This is a genomic window from Haloarcula sp. DT43 (genome assembly GCF_037078405.1).
In the GTDB taxonomy this organism is placed as follows: domain Archaea; phylum Halobacteriota; class Halobacteria; order Halobacteriales; family Haloarculaceae; genus Haloarcula; species Haloarcula brevis.
Genome location: NZ_JAYMGZ010000002.1, coordinates 561,029 through 581,416, shown reverse-complemented (window position 1 = coordinate 581,416; position 20,388 = coordinate 561,029). Strand labels below are relative to the sequence as shown.

Here is a 20,388-nt window from a genome sequence, read left to right as displayed (position 1 = left end):
TCAGGGGTGAGTGAAGTACGCGACGGACTCCGTGTCGGGAGCCTCGGCCACGTCGTCGAGGCGGGCGAACCCGATGCGTTCGAACTGGACGACCGCGTCGGCGTCGTAGCCGAGCAGTCCGGGTTCGGCCACGCCGGTCACGTCGCCGTCCATGGTCCGCAGGCGGACGGCGGGACCGTCGGCGGGGGCCCAGTGAATCACGTCGACGCCCTCCTCCCGGACGGCGTCGATGTCGTCGCCGGTGTACTCGAAGGCGTCGCGGGTGTGGCGCACGCAGCCGTAGCCCTTGAGCCAGACGCGCTCGCCGTGGGGCGGCAGGTCGTCACCCTCGACGGCCACGCCCCCCACGACCGGAATCTCGCGGCGGCCCCGCTCCTCGAAGTCGGGGTGCAGCGGCGGCTCGCCGGCGTCGGGACCGCCGACGACCTGGCGCTCGACGAGACCGCCGTGGGCGTCGTCGTCGCGGACGAAGAACGCCCGGTCCGAGGCGTCGTCGACGAGGTCGCGGTTGTTCGAGTAGATAGCGGACATCGCGAGGTCGACGTTCGAGGTGGACGTGCCCAGTTGAATCATCGCGTCGACGACGGCTTCGCCGCGGATGCCGCGCCGTTCGAGGCTAGCGACGGTCGGCGCGCGCGGGTCGTCCCAGCCCGCTAGCTCGCCGGTCTCGATGAGCTCAGCGATGCTCGACGTGGACAGCGGCACGTCGTACTCGTCGACCTGGACGTGGCCCCAGTGGATGACCTCGGGGTACTCCCAGCCGAAGTAGTCGTAGACGAACTGCTGGCGCTTCGCGGAGTCCTGGAGGTCGATGCCGCGGATGATGTGTGTCACGCCGAGCAGGTGGTCGTCCAGTCCGCTCTGGAAGTCGAGCATGGGCCAGCAGCGGTACTCCGCCGCCTCCTCGCGCGGGTGTGGCGTGTCGACGATGCGGAAGGCCACGAAGTCCCGCAGGGCGGGGTTCTTGTGGGTGATGTCGGTCCGGACCCGCAGGACCATCTCGCCGCTGTCGTACTCGCCGTCGACCATCGCCTCAAACTCCTCGCGGGTGGTCTCGGCGTCCTTCTCGCGGTGGGGACAGGCCTCGCCGCTGTTCTTCAGGTCGGAGAACTCGCCCTGCGGGCACGAGCAGGTGTAGGCCCCGCCCTTCTCGATGAGGTCGCGGGCGTACTCGTAGTACGTCTCGACGCGGTCGCTGGCGTTCACCACGTCGTCCGGTTCGAAGCCCAGATAGCCGATGGCGTCGAGGATGGCGTCGTAGGCGTCCAAGTCGGGACGCTTCGTCTCGGGGTCGGTGTCGTCGAAGCGGCAGATGAACTCACCGTCGTAGCGGTCCTTGTACGTGCCGACGACAGCCGCCATCCGCGCGTGGCCGATGTGCCACGGGCCGTTGGGGTTGGGGGCGACGCGCATCCGAACGGTGTCGTAGTCGTCGGCGTTGGGCAGGTCCGGCAGCGGGTGGTCCTCGCCCTCGTCCTCGGCCTCCAGTTCTTCGAGCTTCTCGGGGGCGAGTTCGGCCAGCCGTTCGCGTCGCTCGTCGGCGTCCATGCCGTTGACCCGCTCGACGACCGGCGCGATGACGCCCGGAATCTCGTCGCCGTGCTCGCGGAACTCGGGGTTCTCGCCCATGAGCGGTCCCATTATCGCGCCGACCTGTGCCTCGCTGTCGTGTTTGACCGCGTTGAGGAGGGCGCTCGTCTCCGCCGCCTCCCTGATTCGGTCTCGCAACTCGTCGTCCATTACCGGGACCTGCGACTGGGAGGGTCAAAACGCCGTCGGGTTCGGCTAGCGACTGAGGACAGGGCGTCAGGAGACAGTGTCCGTCCGCCCGTCGGCACCGGTTCGGGCAATTCAGTCCACCACCGTACTGAAAGGGGCGGACGGCGGGTCCCACACCTCGTCTCTCCGTTCGTTCACCGGCGGTCGGTCCCCATTATCGTACGTTTGGTATCCAGCATGCGAGAGTTTTTATCTGCGTGTAGAGTTTAAATACCCGACATGAGTTTTGATTTTGTAGCGGATATCGAACACTACGCGATTTTCGAGATGGGGCCGGACGGCCGCGTCGCTACGTGGAATGCGGGGGCCGAACGTATCAAGGGGTATTCCCGAAGCGAGATACTCGGAACGCACTACCGGACGTTTTTTGTCGACGACGCGATATCTACGGGGGCACCAGAACAGTTACTGGCTCGTGCCGAAAACGAGGGTGCGATAAAAGGACAGGGCTGGCGCGTCCGGAAAGACGGGGAGCGGTTCTGGGCGGAGTTCTCCCTCACCGCGCTGTTCGATGAGTCCGGCGCACTCAGTGGGTTTGCGAAAGTCGTCCGGGATGCGACAGCACAGCGCCAGTACGAACGACTATTCGAGCAGCAGACGGAGCAGTTGGAGGAGTTCGCCGAGCAGGTGAGCCACGACCTCAGGAACCCACTGGGCGTCGCCCGTGCGAACTTGAAACTCGCGCGCGAGGAGTGCGACAGTAGCTACCTCGATGTCGTGAGCAACGCCGTCGAGCGGGCGTCCGAGACAGTCGACGACCAGTTAGCGCTCGCACGGGACGGGGAGAACGCGGGGACGGTCGAGGATATTGCCCTCGCGGAGATGGCGAAGTGGTGCTGGCAGACGATTGATACGACCAACGAGACGCTCGTCCTCGAAACAGACCGGACGGTTACGGCTATCCCGTCCCGGTTGAAGCCTATCTTCGATAATCTCCTGGGGAACGCCGTCGAACACGGGGGCAGGGGAGTGACCGTCACGGTTGGCGACCTGGAGGACGGCTTCTACGTCGCCGACAACGGGACCGGCATACCCGAAAGCGAGCGTGGGCGGGTATTCGAACGCAAGTACACTCTCGGTGACGGGACGGGCCTCGGCCTCCATCTCGTCCGAAGAAACGTCGTTGCCCAGGGGTGGGACATCAGTGTCACCGAGAGTGAAACCGGCGGAGCGCAGTTCGAAATCACCGACGTCGACACGACCGAGTGACGGTGCTGACCGGAGTATCGAGTCACACACCGGCCGCGTATTCAACGCAGACTGATTCACTCGCACCGGGGAGCGGTCAGTCCACGGCAGCCAGCGATTCCGCGACCCGTTCCAGCGCCGCCAGCCCAGTCACCTCGCCGGACTGGTCGGGAATCGTCCACACGTCGAGGTCGGGCAGCGCGTCACGCAGGGTCCCGATGGCTGCCTCCTGATCGGCCCGCTTCGCGCGACAGCGGTCGCAGTCGCCGGCGTCCTCGATGACCTTGTTCACGACGAGCGTCGTCACGGGGACCTCGAACTCGCGGAGCCGCCCGACCAGCCGCTCGGACTCACGGACGGCCATCGTCTCGGGGACGGTGACGACGCGGAATTCGGTCTGTTCCGGGTCCCGCAACACCCTCCCGACGCGGTCCATCCGCTTGCGCATCGCGGTGAAGTCGTCGGGGCCGTCGTCTCGCCGGCCGGCCATCGGGCCGAAGAACATGGTCCGCGCGGTGTTGGCCTTCCGGCGGACCTGGTCGCGCAGGTCCATCGCCGTCGCCACGCCGCGGTCCATCACCGACGGGAGGTCGAGCAGGCGGAGCGTGTGGCCGGTCGGGGCGGTGTCGAACACCACGCGGTCCCAGCGGTCGCTTTCGACGTACGTCGCCATGCCCTCGATAGCCGCCAGCTCGTCGCTGCCGGGCATCACGCCCGACGTGAACAGCGCCGCGACCTCGTCTTCGTCCAGCCTGATGCCGGCGTCGGAGAACTCCGCCGCCAGCGCCTCGAACAGCGAGCGGTAGCGGTCGATGCCGGTCTGTGGGTCCACCTCGACGCCCCACAACCCCGACCGGATTTCCGTCGGGTCGCCGCCGACCTCGGCTTCGACGGCGTCGCCCAGCGAGTGTGCGGGGTCCGTCGAAACGACGAGCGTCTCGTGGCCCGCCGCTGCCAGGCGGTGGCCCGATGCCGCCGCCACCGTCGTCTTGCCGACGCCGCCCTTGCCGCCGTAGAGGACGAATCGAGTCACGAGCGTCGCTAGGGCGCGACGCGTCTTAGTTGCTGACCAGTGGCTGTCGGGATCGGGTGGACGACTGCAAAAGGGGGCCTCGGGGGCCCTCAGTAGTCGCGCTCGACGAGGTAGTTGGCGATGCCTTCGAGCAGGTAGCGGGTCTCGTTGTCCGGCAGGACTTCGAGGTTCTGCTTGCCGCTCGCGATGAGGTCCTGGCCGGTCTGGCGGGCGTACTCGATAGAGCCCACCTCCCGCAGGCGCTCGACGGCGGCGTCGATTTCGGCCTCCGAGACCGCCTCGACGGAGTTCGTGTCGATGAGTTCGCCGACGTCGACGCCCTGCTGGCGGGCGTGCAGCGTCACGAGCGTCTGCTTGTTCTCCACGAGGTCAGAGCCCCGCTGCTTACCGAGCTTCTCCGAGGGGGTCGTCAGGTCCAGCAGGTCGTCCTGAATCTGGAACGCACGACCCACGTCGAGCCCGTAGTTGTACAGGGCGTCGACGGTCGCCTCGTCGGCCCCCAGCAGCGTGGCCGGAATCGAGGCGGCCGCGCCGTACAGCACGGCCGTCTTGAGTTCGACCATCTCCAGATACTCCTCGGGCGTGACTACGTCGCGTTGCTCGAACTCGATGTCCAGGGACTGGCCCTCGCAGATGCGGGTACACGTCGTCGCGAGTCGCTTGTTCGCGGCGACGGTCCGCTCTGGGGCCGCGCCCGTGTCGAGCAGGAACTCGAACGCCTTCGAGTACAGCGTGTCGCCGGCGAGAATCGCCGTCGAGAGGTCGTACTCCTTGTGGACGGCGGGCACCCCGCGCCGGAGCGCGTCGTCGTCCATGATGTCGTCGTGGATGAGCGTGAACGTCTGGATGACCTCGATGGCCAGCGCGGCCGACATCACGTCGGCCCGCCCGCCGTCGAGCGTCGGGAAGTCACGGTAGGCCGCCGTCAGCGGGTCGACGTCGAGCAGCGACTCCGCGACCAGCAGCAGGACCGTCGGGCGGAGTCGTTTCCCGCCCGCGTCCAACAGGTAGCGCGACGCCTCGTAGAGGTGGTCCGGTTTCTGCACCGGGAGGTCCTCGTGGAGGGCGTCGTTGACCCGGTCTCGTCGGGCGACAATCGCGTCTTCGACCTGCTGATGGCGTTCGGACATCGATTTACTCGGTGAGCTTTATCATGTTGCCGTTGCGGGTGATGTGGAGGTCCCGCCCGGCTTTGTAGCCCATGTTTTCCGCGAGGTCGACGTACGGTGCGAACCCTTCGAGGCTCTGGTGGGCCGGGATGACGTTCTTGGGCTGGAGCGCTTCGAGCATCTCGTAGTGGCCCTCCTCGCGGAGGTGGCCCGACACGTGGATGTCGTCGTAGATGCGTGCGCCCTGCATGCCCAGGAGCTTCTCGGACTGGTAGCGCTGACCCTCGTTGGTCGGTTCCGGGATGACCCGGGCCGAGAACAGCACCTTGTCGCCGTCGTCTAGCTCGTAGGGCGTCTCGCCCCGGCCCATGCGTGTGAGCATCGCGCGCGGTTCGCCCTGGTGGCCGGTGACGATGGGGAGGAAGTTCTCCTTGCCCTCGTTCATGATTCGCTTGAACGTGCGGTCGACGGACTTGCGGTGCCCATACATGCCCAGGTCCTCCGGGAAGTCGACGAAGTCGAGTCGCTCCGCGGTGCCGGAGTACTTCTCCATCGAGCGACCCAGCAGCACCGGCTGGCGGCCGATGTCGTCGGCGAACTCGACGAGGCTCTTCACACGAGCGATGTGTGAGGAGAACGTCGTCGCGACGATGCCGCCGTCGTAGTCAGCGACGCTGTCCATCACGTCCTTGAGGTGGCGACGCGCGACGGACTCGGAGGGCGTGCGGCCCTTCTTGCCCGCGTTCGTACAGTCCTCGATGTAACAGAGGACGCCCTCGCGGCCGATTTCGCGGAACCGCTTCATGTCGATGGGGTCGCCGATGACCGGCGTGTGGTCCATCCGCTTGTCCAGCCCGTAGACGACCGCGCCCTCCGGCGTGTGGAGGACGGGGTTGATGGCGTCGATGATGGAGTGAGTGACGTTGACGAACTCCAGTTCGTTGCGCTCGCCGATGGACATCGTCTCGCCGGCCTCCATCTTGACGAGGTCGTTCTGGACGCCGAACTTCTCCTCGCTCTTAATCTGCTGTTTGACGAGTTCGATAGTAAACGGCGTCGCGACGATGGGTGCGTCGTACCGGTGGGCGAGCTTGGATATCGCGCCGATGTGGTCGAGGTGACCGTGCGTCGGCACGATGGCCTTCACGTCGCCCTCCAGGTCGGACATGACCCGGTCGTCCGGGATGGCACCCATGTCGATGAGGTCCAGCGAGTGCATCCGTTCCGTCTCGACGTTGTCGTGAATCAGTACCTTCGAGAGGTTCAGGCCCATGTCGAAGATGACGACGTCGTCCCCTGCACGGACGGCCGTCATCTGTCGGCCTACAGCCTCGTAACCGCCAATTGTCGCAATTTCGACTTCCATGGTTGTAGCTCCGAGTGGAAAGCCGGCCGCGGGCATCCGGTGGGGCACGGCAACGACGGTATCTGCAATGTAGGCGACCTCGTCCGCGTCGGCGCTCCAGGCCAGTCGGGTACGCCCGTAGCCTGTGCAACCGCAGTGGGAGGGACTCCCGTCCCGCAACTTACATCCGCCGTCTGCCGGCCGCCGAACCGCAGTCCGCGGGCGGCCGTGCGCTCGGTTACTCCGGATTACAACGGCGGTTCTTAAAACGGTGTGGGTTCGTCGCTACTCGTCGTCGAGTGGGTCCGAGAGCGGGTCGTCGTCGCTGGAGACGTCGAAGCCGGTGACGCCCTCGTCCGCGAGCGTCGAGTCCTCTGCGGTCGCGTCCGCGTCCCGAGACTCCGCCGCGCCCTCGTCGGCCCCGGCGTCCGACTGGCCGTCGGCACCGCCGAACAGGTCCTCCGCCGTCCGCGGCCCGTCGTCCTGCCCGCCGCCGTCGTCGAGCAGTCGCGTGTCCTCGGTGACGGCGTCCGCCTCGTCGGCCCCCGTGACGCCGGCGGACTCTGTGTCACTCGCCCACTCCTCCGCCGGTGCGGGCTCCTCGTCGGCCGCTGTCGGGGCCCCGCTCTGGGTGTCGAACTCCGCGGGGTCCGGCGGGGTCCACTCCTGGGGACTCGGCTCCGGGTCCTCGCCGGACTCGTCCGCCATGGGCGTCCCCTCTGTCGTCTCAGGTCCCACCTCGGGCTCCGGTTCGGTGACGCTCTCGACCGACTGGTGACCGGTTGTCGCTTCGTCCTGTCCCGCCGAGCCCGGCGCTGTGGCGTCGTCGCCCGACTGGACCGGCGCATCGTCGACCGACGCCGTCTCCGGCGTGTCCTCGACCTCCTGTGGGTCGTCGGCCGTCGTCGGTTCGGGGGCCGCCGGTCCCTCGTCCGCCGCTGTCGCCGAGGTGTCGTCGGCCACCGGAGCGTCGGCCGTGTCGGACGCGGCGGTCGGTTCGGGCTGTTCCGTGGTCGCTGCGACTGGCGATTCACCGGCGGTATCGGAGTCGGCGGCCGGCACCGCCGTCTCGGGGTCGGCAGCGGGTTCCGGCGCGCCGGCGTCGACGGTCGCTGGTTCGGGAGCCGACGGCTCCGTCTCCTGCGGTTCCGCCGGCTCGTCCGGCCCCGTCGTCGGTTCGTCGGCGGCCGACCCGGCGGCGGCCGAAGCGCTACCGGCCGTCGCGGTCTGGTCACTCGCCGCGGAGCTGTCGGCGGGCGCGTCGCTCGCGTCACGCTGTGTCGTCCGCGCTGCGAGCGTGCCCGCCATCGTCGCGTCGGCGATGAGCTTGTGGGTCAGGCCGAGCAAGCCCGAGAGCAACAGGAGACCGCCGAGCGCGCCGACGACGATACCGAGCGCCGCGCGGTAGCCTGCGGTCCCCGAGAGCGAGCCGAGCGAGCCGTTCTGTATCAGCACGTACCCTGCAGCGATGAGGCCGCCACCGACGCCGGCGACGACGAGCAATGTCCCGAGAAGCCTCGTTCCGTATCGATAGACGTCGGTCAGACCTACTGCAGACATAGTCGCATAATTGATAACAGAGGACAAATATGTTACGACGAGGGAAGAAGTGATATTTAGGTAACCAGTCACTCGGCAAGGACCGGGCGCGCCGCCGTCTCGGCTCGTTCCGGCCCACAAGGTGGGACTCACGTTCCGAGCGATGCCCGCAGACGACGGTCCTGTCAGTTCGTGTCGTCACCGGCGATGGTCGTTCCCGGGCTCTCACCGGCGAGAAACGCGGGGAGCGCGTCGGGACCGAAGACGACTGCGGGGGCCGGGAGCGCGAGCAGGGCGCGTACCTTGCCGGCCATCCCGCCGGAGACGTCCGTCGCGTCGCTCCCGCCCAGCGCCGATGCGACGGCCTCGAACGTCTCGATGCGGTCGATGACGTCGCCGCCCTCGTCGAGGACGCCGGGGACGGTCGAGCAGACGCCCACGCGGTCGGCGGCGACGGCGGGGGCGAGTTCGACCACCAGTTCGTCGCCGCTCAGGACCGTCGCGCCCGCGTCGGCGTGTGCGACGAGGTCGCCGTGTAACACCGGGACGAACCCCTCGTCGAGCAGCGTCCTGACCTGGGCCGTCGGCAGGGAGAGGTCGCCGCTGGCGTCGCGCGCGGCCGCCGAGAACGGGTGGACGGGCACCGCCGGAACGCCTGCGTCGGCGAGCACGTCCACGACGGCGGCGTTGAGCCGGCACATCGCGCCGTGGATGGCCCGGACCCCGCCTGCGTCGTGGGTCCCCTCGGTCGTACTGACGCCGTGTTCGGCGGCGTGGTGGTGGCCGAAGCTCCCGCCGCCGTGGACGACGACGACGTCGTCACCGACCGCCGAGTCGGCGATGGCCGCCGCCGCCGCCGACAGGGCGGCCCGGTCGACCGTCTCGGGTTCGTCCTTCTCGGTGATGACGCTCCCGCCGAGTTTGAGGACGACCGTCATTCCCGCCGGACCCCGTCGGTGTCGAGTTCGGCCCGGAAGACGCTCTCACACCCCGGCGTGTACTTCAGTGCCGTGAGCGCGTCGTCCGTCTCGTCCAGCGCGACGATACAGCCGCCGCCGCCGGCCCCGGTGAGTTTCGCGCCGTGAGCGTCGGCGTCGCGGGCCGCCCACACCATCGAGTCCAGCGACCGCGAGGAGACGCCCAGCGCCGAGAGCAGGCCGTGGTTGAAGTCCATCAGGTCCCCCAGCCGCTCGTAGTCGCCCGTCCCGAGCACCGCCTCGCCCTCGCGGACGACATCGCCGATGGCTTCGACCGTGTCGGCGGCGAAGTCGTACTCCTCGCGGAGGTCCCGGACGCCGGCGACCAGCGCCCCGGTGTCGCCGGCCCCGCCGTCGTACCCGATGACGAAGGGGAGATTGTCGATGCCGTCCAGCCGCCGGCAGTCGTCGCCCTCCACGCGGACCGCCCCGCCCATCGCCGAGCAGAACGTGTCCGCACGGGAGGCCTGCCCGTCCTGGACCGCGTGTTCGACGCGGTAGGCGCGGTCGGCGATTTCCCCGGCGGACAGTTCGACGCCGAGTTCCCGCGTCGCCGCGTCTATCGCCGCGACGACGAGCGCGGCCGACGAGCCCAGTCCCGCCCCGAGCGGGATGTCGCCCTCGACGGAGATTTCGAAGCCTGCGTCCGGCGCGTCGGCCGCGTCGCGGGCCTGTGCCACCGCTTCGTTGACGTATCCCATGCCCGCCTCGACGAGCGATTCGGCGACGTCCACGTCCGGGTGGCTCTCCCCGTCGCCGGAGTACTCGACGGTAAAGCCGTCCAGTTGCAAGTCGTTCGCGTGGATGCGCAACCCCTCGTCGATTTCGGTTGCCGTCACGTGCACCCGCCGCTCGATGGCGCAGGGCACCGCCGGCTCGCCGTAGACGACCGCGTGCTCCCCGAACAGGTACACCTTCCCGGGAGCGCTCGACGTGACCATACCCGCCCGTGTGCGCCCAGGGCGTTAGGTGTTTTCGGAGTCGACGGTCGGGGGCGCGGTGTCGACGCCGGTGAACTCGAAGCGAGCGCCGCCGTCGGGCCCATCGACGACGCGGACCGTCCAGCCGTGGGCGTCAGCGACCTGTTTGACGATGCTCAGGCCGAACCCGGTCCCGTCGGCCGCCGTCGTGTAGCCGGCCTCGAACACGTCACCGCGGTCGGGGCCAGGGATACCGGGGCCGTCGTCGGCGACGTAGAAGCCCCCGTCCAGGTCGCCGACGGTCACGGTCACGTCGTCGCCGCCGTGTTCGACCGCGTTGCGGACGAGGTTCTCGAACAGCTGTCGGAGCCGGCTCTCGTCGGCGCGGATGGAGCGGTCGGCGTCGGCCCGGAGCGTCGCGTCTCTCGTTTCGACGGTCTCCCAGCACGACGCGACGACCGGTTCGAGGTCGACCGCGGCCAGCGAGGCGGGCGAGGCCCCGTCGCGTGCGAGCGTCAGCAGGTCGTCGATGAGCGTCTCCATTCGCTGGTTTGCGCTGTCGATGGCGTCGACGTGCTCGCTTTCGACCTCCTCACTGAGGAGCTTCAGTCGCCCGCGCGCGACCTGCAGGGGGTTCCGCAGGTCGTGGGAGACGACGCTGGCGAACTGTTCGAGCTGCTCGTTTTGCCGCTGGAGCTCCTGTTCGCGCTCCTTTCGCTCCGAGATGTCGCGGCTGATTGCCAGGAACCGGTCCTCGCCGTCGAGGCTGAGCCGGAGCAGATGCACTTCGACCGGCATCGTCGACCCGTCGCGGCGCTCGTACAGGCCCTCGAACTTGCGGCGCTCGTCGACGCGGAACCCCGAGAGCTGTTCCCTGACGTCCTCGGCGTCGAAGTGACGGTCGAACTCCCAGATAGACCGCCCGAGCACTTCGCTTTCGTCGTATCCGAGCTCCGTGTAGAACCGCTGATTCACGTCCCGAATCGTTCCGTCGGCGTCGAGCACGTCTATCATGTCCGGCGAGTTCTCGAAGAGGGCTTCGAGCCGCGAGGATGTTTCTTCCAGCCGTCGCTCGCGGCGTTTCCGCGCCGTGATGTCCTGCTGGAACCCGACGTAGTTGACGACCGACCCGTCGTCGTCGCGGACCGGCGCGATACGCACTTTGTTCCAGAACTCGGTCCCGTCTTGGCGGTAGTTCCGGAGTTCGACCGTCACGCGCTCCTCCGCGTCGATGGCGTCCCGCATCGCGGCGACGGCGTCCGGGTCGGTGTCCGGCCCCTGGAGCATCCGGCAGTTCTCGCCGAGTACCTCCGGCAGCGAGTAGCCAGTCAGGTCGCAGTAGTGGTTGTTGGCGTATATCATCGGATTGTCCGCCTGGCTGGGGTCGGTGATGGTGACACCGACCGGGGCCTCGTCCATCGCGCGCTGGTTCCGCAACAGTTCCCGTTCGCGCTCTTTCCGGTCGGTGACGTCGCGTGCGACGGCGACGATACCGTCGACGACACCATCGACGAACAGCGGCGTCAGTCGGTACGCGACCACCGCGTGTCCGTGGCCGGGGAACTCCGCCCTGATTTCGCCGCTGAGTTCCGCCCGCGTGCCGTCGAGCAGTTCCTGATAGCGGTCCGTCTCGCCCTCGGCCCGGATACGTGGGACGAGTTCGCTGACCCGGCCTTCGAGGTCGGCACGCGTCGTGTCGTACCACTCCGCCAGCGCCTCGTTGACGGTTTCGAACCGCCCCTCGGCGTCGTAGATGCAGGCCGTCTCCCGCATGGAGTTGACCATCCGCTCGTAGCTCCGGAGCGTCCGGGTCCGCTCGTTTGCCGCCCGTTTCGAGCGGTACTTGTCGACGGCGTCCGTGATTCGGTTCGCCAGCCCGGCGTGCTGTCCGGTGCCCGGTTCTCTCCGGAGGTAGTCCGTGACGCCCGCCGAAATCGCCTCGCTGGCGACCACCTCGCTCCCATGGGCGGTGTAGAGGATGACCGGGAGGTCGGGGTGGTCCTCGCGGACCGTCTCCAGCAGTTCGACGCCGTCCCGGTCGGGCAGGTCGTACTCGGTGACCAGACAGTCCACGGCGTCGTCGGCCAATTCCGCTACGGCTTCGGCGGCGGTTCGGACCGTGTCGGCCGAGAGCCGGTCGCACTCCCGTTCCAGCGCCGTCGCCAGCCCGGCGTCGTCCGTATCGGTGCCGACACACAGGACTCGAACCCGGTCGCGCCCTCCGGTTCCGGTAGCGGTCGTCATTCGGAATCACGGGAGAGCGCGCCCCGGCGGGCGACAGATGGCGAAACGGTGTGTCTCTGGGGGCACCCCGAGAGAGTCTGTGGTGGTGTCATGGTATCGAGTCGGCGGCCGTGGGCGGAGTCACGCTTGCCGGAGTCGGCCACCGGGAACCGCCGTTCTTGGCTACATGTAGGGACTCTGCAGTAAATAGCTGATGACCGGGTTCCTGTCATGTCTGGCCGCCGTGGCGGGCGGCCTGGGGGTAGCGGCTCCGGGCCCGCGTCAGCGGTCACGCACGCGCATCGACATCTCCTGTCGGGGGTGGGCAGTCAGCGACGGAAGCAGTTCCAGGGGCGTCTCACCCTGGAACTCCAGTCGGTACTGGCTGGCCGTAGTGGCGGTGATGAGCTGCGCTTCCAGCATCGCGAGGTGCTTCCCGATGCAGTGGCGCGGCCCGCCACCGAACGGGAAGTAGGCGAACCGCGGGCGCTCGCCGGCCCGCTCGGGTTTCCAGCGCTCCGGGTCGAACGCCTCGGGGTCGTCGTAGAACCGCTCGGAGCGGTGGACGCCCCACTGCGGGACCATCAGCGTCGTCCCGGCCTCGACCTCGTAGCCCGACAGCGTCACGTCCTCGGTCGGCTCCCGGAAGATGGTGTACACCGGCGGGTAGAGCCGCATCGCCTCCTGAATCACCCATTCGAGGTAGTCCAACTCGCGGACGTGTTCCATCCCCGGCCGGTCGTCGCCGACGACGGCGTCCAGTTCCTCGTGGACCCGCCGTTCGACCTCGGGGTGTTCCGACAGCAGGAACCAGGTGTAGGTCAGCGTCAGCGCCGTCGTGTCGTGGCCCGCGAGCAGCATCGTCATCATCTCGTCGCGGAGCTGGTCGGGCGACTGGTTCCCGTCGTCGCGTGCCCGCAGAAGCACTGACAGGAAGTCCATGGGGCCGTCCTCCGCCGTCCCGACCGTGTCCTCGCGGACGGCGATGATGTCGTCCAACACCTCGTCCAGCGTCCGCACGGCGCGGTCGAACTCGGCGTCGTCGGGCATCGGCACCCACTCTGGCATGGCGAACCGGATGGGGTCGGGCTCGAACCGCTGGCCTAGCGGCAGCAGTTGCTCCTCGATTGTGCGGACCCGCTGTTCGGAGAGTTCGACGCCCATCATCAGGTCCAGGATGACGTCCAGCGTGACCCGCGTCATCGACTGCTCGGCGTCGATGACGTCGCCGTGGGACCAGTCGGCGATGCGGTCCTCGGCGTGGCCGGTGATGCGGTCGGCCATTCCCGACAGCCGAGCCATCGAAAACGCGGGGTTGGCGAGCTTTCGCTGCTGTTCCCACGTCTCGCCCTCGCTCAGCAACAGCCCGTCACCCAGCAGGTCTCCCAGGGCGTCGCCCTGGAAATCGGGCTTGCGAAACCGGTCGGCCTCCGAGACCAGCACGCGCTCGATTGCGGTCGGGTCACACAGCATGACCGTGTCCATCGGCCCCATGTCGAAGCGAGCGACGTCGCCGTAGGCCCGCTCCAGCGCCGAGATGAACCGGAACGGGTCCCGGGCGTACGTGCGACTACTGCCGAACAGCGGTTCGCCCTTCGGTCCGGGCGGGGTCTTTGACATCGGCTAACGTTAGTGTCGGACACGCTTGAATGGCATGCCAAACGTCGGGACAGCGGCGGTTCAGAGCCAGCGGTCGGCGTCCAGGTCCCAGTCGGTGTGGCCCCGAACCCAGACGCCGCCGAGGCCGCCGAGGGCGCTCAGGCCGACGGTGTACAGCAGGAAGAACGCGAACACGAGCCCCAGGAACAGGTCGTAGCCCGGCGCGCCAGGCGGGATGCCGAACCCCAGGCGACCGGCGATGTACAGTGCCGGGAGAAAGAGCGCGAGCAGCGGGACCATCGCGCAGACGCCGGCCAGCGTCCCCAGCCAGAGCCCCGCCCGGTAGCCGCCGCCGTGATTCGCCGCGGCGACGGCACCGCCGGCTATCGACGAGAAGGGGACGACGGACAGGGCTATCGTGACGAGCGCCCCGATACCGGCGTTTCGCACCGAGTCGCGCATATGCGTTGCTCGTAGTGGCGTCCCGAGTGATGTAGCTATCGACAGCGGGGCCGGTCAGTCGCCGACGGCTGAGCCTAGCCACCGAGCGCGCTCAGGACGTGTACTCCCCGTCTATCTCGGTGTGCGGGCCACCTGTCAGCGAGCCCGGCGTCGCCACTCGTGTGTCAGCGGGCCGGAAAACGAAGCGAATCGACAGCGACGTCAGATGTCGGACTCGAAGTCGTCGAGTCCGTACGTCGGTTCGGCACCGCGGCGGTCGAGCGTCTCGTTGGCCAGCAGCCAGTAGACGACCGACAGCGCCTTGCGCCCCTTGTTGTTCGTCGGGACGACCAGGTCGACGTTCGACGTGGTGTTGTTGGAGTCACACATCGCGATGACCGGGATGCCGACCGTGATGGCCTCCTTGACGGCCTGGGCGTCGCCGATGGGGTCGGTGACGACCACGATGTCGGGCTCGATGTAGCCGTCGTAGTCGGGGTTGGTCAGCGTGCCGGGGATGAACCGGCCGGTGCGGACGCGTGCGCCGATGGCTTCGGCGAACTTCTCGGCCGGGAACCGGCCGTACTGGCGCGACGACGCGGCCAGAATCTGCTCCGGCTCGTAGTTGGCCAGGAAGTCCGCGGCGGTGCGGATGCGCTCGTCGGTCATCGAGACGTCCAGCACGTAGAGCCCGTCGGTCCGGACGCGGTGGATGAACCGCTCCATGTCCTGGGTCTTCTGCTGGGTCCCGATGTGGACGCCGGCGCCGAGGTAGTCCTCGACGGGAATGAGGAGGTCGGCCTCCGACTGCTCGTCGGGCATGACGTCCTCGTCCAGCTGCGGGCCGGCGGCCTCGTCCGTGGCCTCTTCGTCTTCGGCGGTTGGTTCTGCCTCCGTCGCCTCTTCGGCGTCGTCGGCGGGCTGTTCGGCTTCCGTTTCGGTCTCCGCGTCGACCGCTTCGTCGTCCTCCTCGGACGGGTCGAAGTCGGAGTCGGACGCGTCGAGACCTTCTTTTTCGTTGCCGCTCATACTGCGTTGTCCTCGATACGGATTAGTTCGTTCAGCTTGGCTGTGCGCTCGCCGCCGACCGCGCCGGTCTTGATGAACGGTGCGTCAGTGGCGACAGCGAGGTGTGCAATCGTCGTGTCTTCGGTCTCTCCGCTCCGGTGGGAGACGACCGACTCGTAGCCGTTCTCGGTCGCCAGTTCGATGGCGTCGACGGCGTCGGTGAGCGTCCCGATCTGGTTGGGCTTGATGAGGATGGAGTTGCCGGCGTCGGCGTTGATGCCGGCCTGCAGGCGCTCGACGTTCGTGACAAACAGGTCGTCACCGCAGACGAGCGTCTGGTCGCCGACCCGGTCGGTCAGCTCGGCGAAGGCCTCGTAGTCGTTCTCGTCGAGGGGGTCCTCGACGTAGACGAGGTCGTACTCCTCGACCTTCTCGGCGATGTAGTCGATTTGCTCTGCGGTCGACTTGACGCCGTCGTCGTAGACGTAGCCATCCTCGTCGGCGTCGTACAGCTCCGCGCCGGCCACGTCGAGGCCGAAGGTGATGGCGAAGCCGAAGTCGTCGGCGACGGTCTCGACGGCCTCGTCCATAATCTCGAACGCCTCGTCGTCGGAAACCGACGGGGCCCAGGCCCCTTCGTCGCCCTTGCCCGCTGGCAGGTCGCGGTCGGCCAGGATGTCGTGGACCTCCTGGTGGACCGCGGCGTTGGCGAAGACGGCCTCCTCGACGCTCGGCGCGCCGACGGGGGCCGCGAGGAACTCCTGGATGTTCGTGGCATCTGCGGCGTGTTCGCCGCCGCCGATGATGTTGCCCAGCGGCGTCGGATACTCGTTGCCCCGGAAGGTGCCGCCCAGGTGCTGGAACAGCGGTGCGCCCAGCACGTCGGCACCGGCCTTCGCGGCCGCCATCGAGATGGCGACGGCGCTGTTGGCCCCGATGCCCGAGAAGTCGTCCGTGCCGTCGGCGGCGTGCAGCGCCGCGTCGACGTCACGCTGATTCCCGGCGTGGACCTCGCCGACGAGTCGGGGAATCGCGTCCTCGCGGGCGTTGGCGATGGCCTCAGAGGCGGGGAGTTCGATGGCCTCGTACTCGCCCGTGCTTGCGCCGCTCGGTGCCTTGCCACGACCGAAGCCCCCGCTCTCCGTGAGGACGTCGGCCTCGACGGTCGCGTTGCCGCGGGAGTCGAGGACGCGGCGGAGTCGTACGTCGGTGATGAGCGTCATCGTTAGTCACTCCTGTTGACCGTAAACGGTAGGACGCCAGCGTCGTACTCCTCGGCGGCGATGAGTATCGGCTGGGTGTGTTCCGTCTCGATGAGCACGGGAGCGCCGTGGGCCAGCTGCAGCGCTCGTGCGCCGAGTTTGCGGGCCTTCTCGTAGCGGCTTTCCTGTGCGTTCATTGGTAGGGGGAGACGATGTCGACGAGGTCCTTGTGCGAGACGAGCATCCGGCGACAGCAGTGTCGCTCGACGCCGAGTTCGTCGAGGACCTTCTCCGGGTCCTCGGGTTCCTCGGCCTCGCGGGTGCGTGCCTTGAACTCCTCCCAGTGCTCGCCGACGACGTTGCCGCACGTGAAACACCGGACCGGTACCATCATACCTGTATCACCTTAGCGGTACGATTTCTGGTAGCGGGCCCGCGCACCGGGGCCGCCCCACTTCTTGGGTTCGGACTGGCGAACGTCGTTGACCAGCAGCGAGCGGTCGAACTCCATGAACGCGTCGCGGAGCTCGGCGTCGTTGGTGTGGTCGACGAGGCCGCGAGCGATGGCGGTTCGGGCGGCGTCTGCCTGCCCCATGACGCCGCCTCCCTCGACGGACACCTCGACGTCGACCTCGCCGCGGAGGTCGTCCTCGGCGATGCGGAACGGTTCCAGCATCTTGAGCTGCGCCAGCTCGGGGTCGACGAGTTCGACCGGCTGCGAGTCGATACGCACGCGGCCCTCGCCCTCGCGTACGGTCGCGCGGGCGACGGCGGTCTTCTTCTTGCCAGACGTGTTCGTTACCATGTCTTGTTCGCTCCAAGCGTTTCGCTGATTTCGCCCAGCGTGACGAACTTGATGTTCGACAGTCGGTCAAGCGACGTCCCGTCGAGGACCTCGCCGTCCTCGTCGTACGGGTTGCCGAGGTAGACACGGACGTTCTCGAACGCCTCGCGGCCACGCTGCTTCTTGTGGGGCAGCATGCCACGGATGGTGCGCTTGAAGATGCCGTCCGGTCGCTTGGGGTAGAAGTACCCGTTGTCGTTCCCGATGTCGACGCGTTTCTCGTACTTCTCCATTATCTGCTCCTCTCGGCCGGTTATCACGGCGCGTTCGGCGTTGACGACGGCGACCGTCTCGCCGTCGAGTGCCCGTTCGGCGACCTGTGATGCGACGCGGCCCATGATACAGTCGCGGGCGTCCACGATGACGTCCGCGTCGAACTCTGCGACGCTCATCGGATCACCCGGACGTGGGAGCCTTCTGGGTTGTTTTCGATTGCCTGTTCGAGTGATACAGCCTCTCCAACCTGGTCGATCTTCGTCTCGGCGGTTCCGGAGAAGTCGACGGCGGCGACGGTGACGTCCTTCTGCAGGACACCGGAGCCGAGCACCTTGCCGGGCACGACCACGGTCTCGTCTTCCTGGGCGTATCGTTCGATACGGCCGAGGTTGACTTCCGCGTGTGTGCGCCGTGGCTTCTCTAAGCGCTCGGCGACGTCGCCCCAGACAGCACCGCCCGAACTGCGGGCGGCTGACTTCAGGTCGGCGATGAGACTACTGAGTCTCGGGTTCGTCTTACTCATATGATTCCTCCGTTGTGGGAAAAGTGCAGGGAGCAGGATTTGAACCTGCGGACCCCTACGGGACAGCGCCCTGAACGCTGCGCCGTTGGCCAGACTTGGCTATCCCTGCGCGCGATTGTTCGTTTTGCGTGCCCCGTAAAACCCCTTTCGGTCCTCGCGCTCGGGGAGCGGGCGGTCATCGGTAGTGGTGGGGTGTGTTGGGGCATCGTATCGTTACAGCTGGACTGCGTCTTTCAGTTCGGTCGCGCGGTCACGCAGCGTCTCGACCGCGCGCAGGACCAGTTCCTCGGTGGTGAACGACCCGTCCGTCTCGACGTGGAACACGAACGCGTTGGGCACGTCCGAGACCTCGACGTCCTTGCCGGGGTAGCGGTTCCGGAGGTCGTTGTCGAACTCGTCTGTGGCGACTAGTTCGCCGTCGGTGGCGTCGCCGGCGGCGTGTTCGGCCGCCTGCTCTTCGATGACGCCACGCAGGATGTTCGGGTCGTCGTCCTCGAACTCGCCGAGGTCGCCGACGACCTCCACCCGCTGGAGGTGTCGGTAGCCGACGGCCACGCCGCCCTGGTGTTTGGCGTGTTCCCGACCGGTGTCGAGGACGGCGTCGGCCTCGACTTCGAGGCGCTGGCCGTCCTTGAGGTCGATAATCGGGATGTTGTCGTCGGCCGCCTCGACCATCGGGTCCGAGGAGACGAGGTCGCTGGAATAGGCCGTGGCCGGCCCGTCGACGGACAGCGACAGCGTCACCTCGTCGCCAATCTCGAAGTCGTCGAGGTCGGTCGTCAGCGGGACCAGCCCCAGTCGGAGGCCGATCTGCTCGTTGAACATCACGCTGGTGTTCTCGATGACGCGGACGGTGTCGATACTGAACGTCGGCACGTCCGCGACCATCGCTCGCCGGATGCCGTTGGCAAACGCCGGCGTGATGCCGCGCACGAGGATGCGGGCCTCGCGCTCGCCGCGTTCGACGAACTCAACCTCGTAGTCCTGTGTCATTGGTTAGAATCCGGAGTTCTTGGGTGCACGAGTGCCGTCGTGCGGGGTCGGCGTGACGTCCTCGATGCGACCGATCTCCAGGCCCGCTCGGGCGAGTGCGCGGATGGTCGCCTGCGCACCCGGACCGGGCGAGGTCTGGAGGTTGCCACCGGGGCCACGGACCCGAACGTCGACGCCCTCGACGCCGCGGTCGAGGGCCTTCTCCGCGACGACCTCCGCCATCTGCATCGCCGCGTACGGCGACGCCTCGTCGCGGTTCTGCTTGACGACCGTCCCGCCGGAGCTCTTCGCGAGCGTCTCCGCGCCGGTCTGGTCGGTGATGGTGATGATAGTGTTGTTGAACGATGCGTGCACGTGGGCGATGCCCCAGATGTCTTCGGTTTCTTCGCTCATTCTTGAGCCTCCGCGCGCTCAGGGTGGAGTTCGTCCGACAGCGAGCTGTGTTCGTCGAAGCCGACCGAGCTCTCGACGGCGGTCTCGACGGTCATGCCAGGTCGGGTGACGCGAGCGTCGTCCAGCACGATGTGGCCGTGGACGATGAACTGTCGGGCCTGCTCGGGCGTGTTCGCGTAGCCCTTGCGGTAGACGACCGTCTGCAGGCGACGCTCCAGGACGTCGGTCACGTCGAGCGACAGCACGTCGTCGAGCTGGTCCTGCTCGTTGAGGATGCCGTAGCGCTTGAGCCGAGCGAGGAACTCCTCGGACTCGGTCTCGTGTTCGCCGGCGCTGCCCAGCAGTTTCCGGGCCTCGCGTCGGTAGCCACGGAGCTCGGACTGTGCGCGCCAGAGCTCTTCCTTGTTCTTCAGGCCGTAGCGGCCGATGAGGTTGGCCTCGTCGGCGATTCGCTCGCCCTGGAAGGGGTGGTTCGGCGTCTCGTAGAACTTCGTGTTGGAACCGAGCGCCATTATTCGTCATCCTCCGCGGCGGCGTCTTCCGCCTGTTCTTCCTTGATTGCCTCGACGTTGACGCCGATGGTCCCCTCGGTACGGCCGGTGGACTTGGTGCGCTGGCCGCGGACCTTCTGTCCGCGCTTGTGGCGGACGCCGCGGTACGAGTCTATCATCTTCATGCGGTTGATATCCTGCCGGCGGGTCAGCTGGAGGTCGTTGCCGGTCTCGTGGGTGGTCTCACCGGAGAAGTAGTCCTTCTGGTGGTTGGCCATCCACTCGGGCACCTCGTCGGCGAAGTTCTCGACGTGGTCGACGACGCGCTCGATGACGTCGTCGTCGAGCTTGCCGAAGACCGCGCGCCGGTCGACGTCCGCCTTCTGGGCGATGATTCGGGCGGCCCGGTGGCCGATGCCGTTCAGTTCTGTCAGTGCTCGCTCGACGGATTTCGTCCCGTCGAGGTCTGTCTGTCCGATACGGACGAAATAGCGGATGTCCTCCTCGTCCTCGGCATCCGCGTCCTCGCCCGCGTTGGGGTCTTCTGCACTCATATGTAGGTACT

Annotated in this window: 22 protein-coding genes and 1 tRNA gene; 1 reads left to right on the top strand and 22 read right to left on the bottom strand. The window is 67.5% G+C overall.

Annotated features, from left to right (window positions below; translation table 11 throughout):
* On the bottom strand, positions 1-1,740 hold the full coding sequence (locus VI123_RS10340) for a glutamate--tRNA ligase (RefSeq protein WP_336337967.1): 1,740 nt from the start codon (positions 1,738-1,740) through the stop codon (positions 1-3).
* Positions 1,741-1,998: 258 nt separating this feature from the next.
* Between VI123_RS10340 and VI123_RS10335 the strand changes: the two genes are divergently transcribed.
* Positions 1,999-2,988, top strand: a complete 990-nt coding sequence (locus VI123_RS10335) for a sensor histidine kinase (protein WP_336337966.1) — start codon at positions 1,999-2,001, stop codon at positions 2,986-2,988.
* A 76-nt stretch (positions 2,989-3,064) separates the two neighbouring features.
* Here the strand turns inward: VI123_RS10335 and VI123_RS10330 are convergent, their stop codons facing one another.
* The 21 genes from VI123_RS10330 to VI123_RS10230 all read right to left on the bottom strand — a co-directional run bounded on the left by VI123_RS10330 (position 3,065) and on the right by VI123_RS10230 (position 20,377).
* On the bottom strand, positions 3,065-4,000 hold the full coding sequence (locus VI123_RS10330; protein WP_336337965.1) for an ArsA family ATPase: 936 nt from the start codon (positions 3,998-4,000) through the stop codon (positions 3,065-3,067).
* Positions 4,001-4,089: 89 nt separating this feature from the next.
* Positions 4,090-5,130, bottom strand: a complete 1,041-nt coding sequence (gene idsA3, locus VI123_RS10325) for a geranylfarnesyl diphosphate synthase (protein ID WP_336337964.1) — start codon at positions 5,128-5,130, stop codon at positions 4,090-4,092.
* A gap of 4 nt (positions 5,131-5,134) precedes the next feature.
* Entirely contained in the window at positions 5,135-6,475 is a 1,341-nt protein-coding gene (locus tag VI123_RS10320; protein ID WP_336337963.1) for a ribonuclease J, read from the bottom strand.
* 264 nt (positions 6,476-6,739) lie between these two features.
* Positions 6,740-8,014 (bottom strand): hypothetical protein, encoded by a 1,275-nt coding sequence (locus VI123_RS10315; RefSeq protein WP_336337962.1) that lies wholly within the window; start codon positions 8,012-8,014, stop codon positions 6,740-6,742.
* Positions 8,015-8,178: 164 nt separating this feature from the next.
* Positions 8,179-8,931 (bottom strand): isopentenyl phosphate kinase, encoded by a 753-nt coding sequence (locus tag VI123_RS10310; RefSeq protein ID WP_336337961.1) that lies wholly within the window; start codon positions 8,929-8,931, stop codon positions 8,179-8,181.
* Entirely contained in the window at positions 8,928-9,911 is a 984-nt protein-coding gene (mvk, locus tag VI123_RS10305) for a mevalonate kinase (RefSeq protein WP_336337960.1), read from the bottom strand. Before mvk ends, VI123_RS10310 begins: the two co-directional genes overlap by 4 nt.
* A 24-nt stretch (positions 9,912-9,935) precedes the next feature.
* The gene (locus VI123_RS10300; RefSeq protein ID WP_336337959.1) at positions 9,936-12,134 is read right to left on the bottom strand and encodes a PAS domain S-box protein; all 2,199 of its coding nucleotides are present in this window, start codon (positions 12,132-12,134) and stop codon (positions 9,936-9,938) included.
* Between the two features lie 261 nt (positions 12,135-12,395).
* Positions 12,396-13,733, bottom strand: a complete 1,338-nt coding sequence (locus VI123_RS10295; protein WP_336337958.1) for a cytochrome P450 — start codon at positions 13,731-13,733, stop codon at positions 12,396-12,398.
* A 60-nt stretch (positions 13,734-13,793) separates the two neighbouring features.
* On the bottom strand, positions 13,794-14,174 hold the full coding sequence (locus VI123_RS10290) for a DUF5518 domain-containing protein (RefSeq protein ID WP_336337957.1): 381 nt from the start codon (positions 14,172-14,174) through the stop codon (positions 13,794-13,796).
* A gap of 201 nt (positions 14,175-14,375) precedes the next feature.
* On the bottom strand, positions 14,376-15,182 hold the full coding sequence (gene rpsB, locus VI123_RS10285) for a 30S ribosomal protein S2 (protein ID WP_336337956.1): 807 nt from the start codon (positions 15,180-15,182) through the stop codon (positions 14,376-14,378).
* Entirely contained in the window at positions 15,179-16,384 is a 1,206-nt protein-coding gene (eno, locus tag VI123_RS10280) for a phosphopyruvate hydratase (RefSeq protein WP_336337955.1), read from the bottom strand. The genes rpsB and eno overlap by 4 nt, the downstream gene beginning before the upstream one ends.
* 2 nt (positions 16,385-16,386) lie before the next feature.
* On the bottom strand, positions 16,387-16,560 hold the full coding sequence (locus VI123_RS10275; protein WP_004516796.1) for a DNA-directed RNA polymerase subunit K: 174 nt from the start codon (positions 16,558-16,560) through the stop codon (positions 16,387-16,389).
* Positions 16,557-16,757, bottom strand: a complete 201-nt coding sequence (locus tag VI123_RS10270) for a DNA-directed RNA polymerase subunit N (protein ID WP_004516797.1) — start codon at positions 16,755-16,757, stop codon at positions 16,557-16,559. The genes VI123_RS10275 and VI123_RS10270 overlap by 4 nt, the downstream gene beginning before the upstream one ends.
* 12 nt (positions 16,758-16,769) lie before the next feature.
* Positions 16,770-17,168, bottom strand: coding sequence for a 30S ribosomal protein S9 (locus VI123_RS10265; RefSeq protein WP_004516798.1), 399 nt, complete (start codon positions 17,166-17,168; stop codon positions 16,770-16,772).
* Positions 17,162-17,599 carry a 50S ribosomal protein L13 gene (locus VI123_RS10260; RefSeq protein WP_336337954.1) on the bottom strand — a complete coding sequence of 146 codons (438 nt, stop codon included), beginning with the start codon at positions 17,597-17,599 and terminating at the stop codon, positions 17,162-17,164. The genes VI123_RS10265 and VI123_RS10260 overlap by 7 nt, the downstream gene beginning before the upstream one ends.
* Positions 17,596-17,946, bottom strand: coding sequence for a 50S ribosomal protein L18e (locus VI123_RS10255; RefSeq protein ID WP_004516800.1), 351 nt, complete (start codon positions 17,944-17,946; stop codon positions 17,596-17,598). The genes VI123_RS10260 and VI123_RS10255 overlap by 4 nt, the downstream gene beginning before the upstream one ends.
* 24 nt (positions 17,947-17,970) lie before the next feature.
* Positions 17,971-18,055 (bottom strand) — tRNA-Leu (locus tag VI123_RS10250).
* A gap of 104 nt (positions 18,056-18,159) precedes the next feature.
* The gene (locus tag VI123_RS10245; RefSeq protein WP_336337953.1) at positions 18,160-18,939 is read right to left on the bottom strand and encodes a DNA-directed RNA polymerase subunit D; all 780 of its coding nucleotides are present in this window, start codon (positions 18,937-18,939) and stop codon (positions 18,160-18,162) included.
* Between the two features lie 3 nt (positions 18,940-18,942).
* The gene (locus tag VI123_RS10240; protein ID WP_004516802.1) at positions 18,943-19,332 is read right to left on the bottom strand and encodes a 30S ribosomal protein S11; all 390 of its coding nucleotides are present in this window, start codon (positions 19,330-19,332) and stop codon (positions 18,943-18,945) included.
* Positions 19,329-19,844, bottom strand: a complete 516-nt coding sequence (locus VI123_RS10235) for a 30S ribosomal protein S4 (RefSeq protein WP_004593562.1) — start codon at positions 19,842-19,844, stop codon at positions 19,329-19,331. The genes VI123_RS10240 and VI123_RS10235 overlap by 4 nt, the downstream gene beginning before the upstream one ends.
* Positions 19,844-20,377 (bottom strand): 30S ribosomal protein S13, encoded by a 534-nt coding sequence (locus VI123_RS10230; RefSeq protein WP_336337952.1) that lies wholly within the window; start codon positions 20,375-20,377, stop codon positions 19,844-19,846. Before VI123_RS10230 ends, VI123_RS10235 begins: the two co-directional genes overlap by 1 nt.
* Positions 20,378-20,388 lie beyond the last annotated feature (11 nt).

Coding starts and splice junctions, on each gene's coding strand:
- VI123_RS10340 (WP_336337967.1), bottom strand. CDS start 1,740: ATGGACGACGAGTTGCGAGACCGAATCAGGGAGGCGGCGGAGACGAGC.
- VI123_RS10335 (WP_336337966.1), top strand. CDS start 1,999: ATGAGTTTTGATTTTGTAGCGGATATCGAACACTACGCGATTTTCGAG.
- idsA3 (WP_336337964.1), bottom strand. CDS start 5,130: ATGTCCGAACGCCATCAGCAGGTCGAAGACGCGATTGTCGCCCGACGA.
- VI123_RS10320 (WP_336337963.1), bottom strand. CDS start 6,475: ATGGAAGTCGAAATTGCGACAATTGGCGGTTACGAGGCTGTAGGCCGA.
- VI123_RS10315 (WP_336337962.1), bottom strand. CDS start 8,014: ATGTCTGCAGTAGGTCTGACCGACGTCTATCGATACGGAACGAGGCTT.
- VI123_RS10310 (WP_336337961.1), bottom strand. CDS start 8,931: ATGACGGTCGTCCTCAAACTCGGCGGGAGCGTCATCACCGAGAAGGAC.
- mvk (WP_336337960.1), bottom strand. CDS start 9,911: ATGGTCACGTCGAGCGCTCCCGGGAAGGTGTACCTGTTCGGGGAGCAC.
- VI123_RS10300 (WP_336337959.1), bottom strand. CDS start 12,134: ATGACGACCGCTACCGGAACCGGAGGGCGCGACCGGGTTCGAGTCCTG.
- VI123_RS10295 (WP_336337958.1), bottom strand. CDS start 13,733: ATGTCAAAGACCCCGCCCGGACCGAAGGGCGAACCGCTGTTCGGCAGT.
- VI123_RS10290 (WP_336337957.1), bottom strand. CDS start 14,174: ATGCGCGACTCGGTGCGAAACGCCGGTATCGGGGCGCTCGTCACGATA.
- rpsB (WP_336337956.1), bottom strand. CDS start 15,182: ATGAGCGGCAACGAAAAAGAAGGTCTCGACGCGTCCGACTCCGACTTC.
- eno (WP_336337955.1), bottom strand. CDS start 16,384: ATGACGCTCATCACCGACGTACGACTCCGCCGCGTCCTCGACTCCCGC.
- VI123_RS10275 (WP_004516796.1), bottom strand. CDS start 16,560: ATGAACGCACAGGAAAGCCGCTACGAGAAGGCCCGCAAACTCGGCGCA.
- VI123_RS10270 (WP_004516797.1), bottom strand. CDS start 16,757: ATGATGGTACCGGTCCGGTGTTTCACGTGCGGCAACGTCGTCGGCGAG.
- VI123_RS10265 (WP_004516798.1), bottom strand. CDS start 17,168: ATGGTAACGAACACGTCTGGCAAGAAGAAGACCGCCGTCGCCCGCGCG.
- VI123_RS10260 (WP_336337954.1), bottom strand. CDS start 17,599: ATGAGCGTCGCAGAGTTCGACGCGGACGTCATCGTGGACGCCCGCGAC.
- VI123_RS10255 (WP_004516800.1), bottom strand. CDS start 17,946: ATGAGTAAGACGAACCCGAGACTCAGTAGTCTCATCGCCGACCTGAAG.
- VI123_RS10245 (WP_336337953.1), bottom strand. CDS start 18,939: ATGACACAGGACTACGAGGTTGAGTTCGTCGAACGCGGCGAGCGCGAG.
- VI123_RS10240 (WP_004516802.1), bottom strand. CDS start 19,332: ATGAGCGAAGAAACCGAAGACATCTGGGGCATCGCCCACGTGCACGCA.
- VI123_RS10235 (WP_004593562.1), bottom strand. CDS start 19,844: ATGGCGCTCGGTTCCAACACGAAGTTCTACGAGACGCCGAACCACCCC.
- VI123_RS10230 (WP_336337952.1), bottom strand. CDS start 20,377: ATGAGTGCAGAAGACCCCAACGCGGGCGAGGACGCGGATGCCGAGGAC.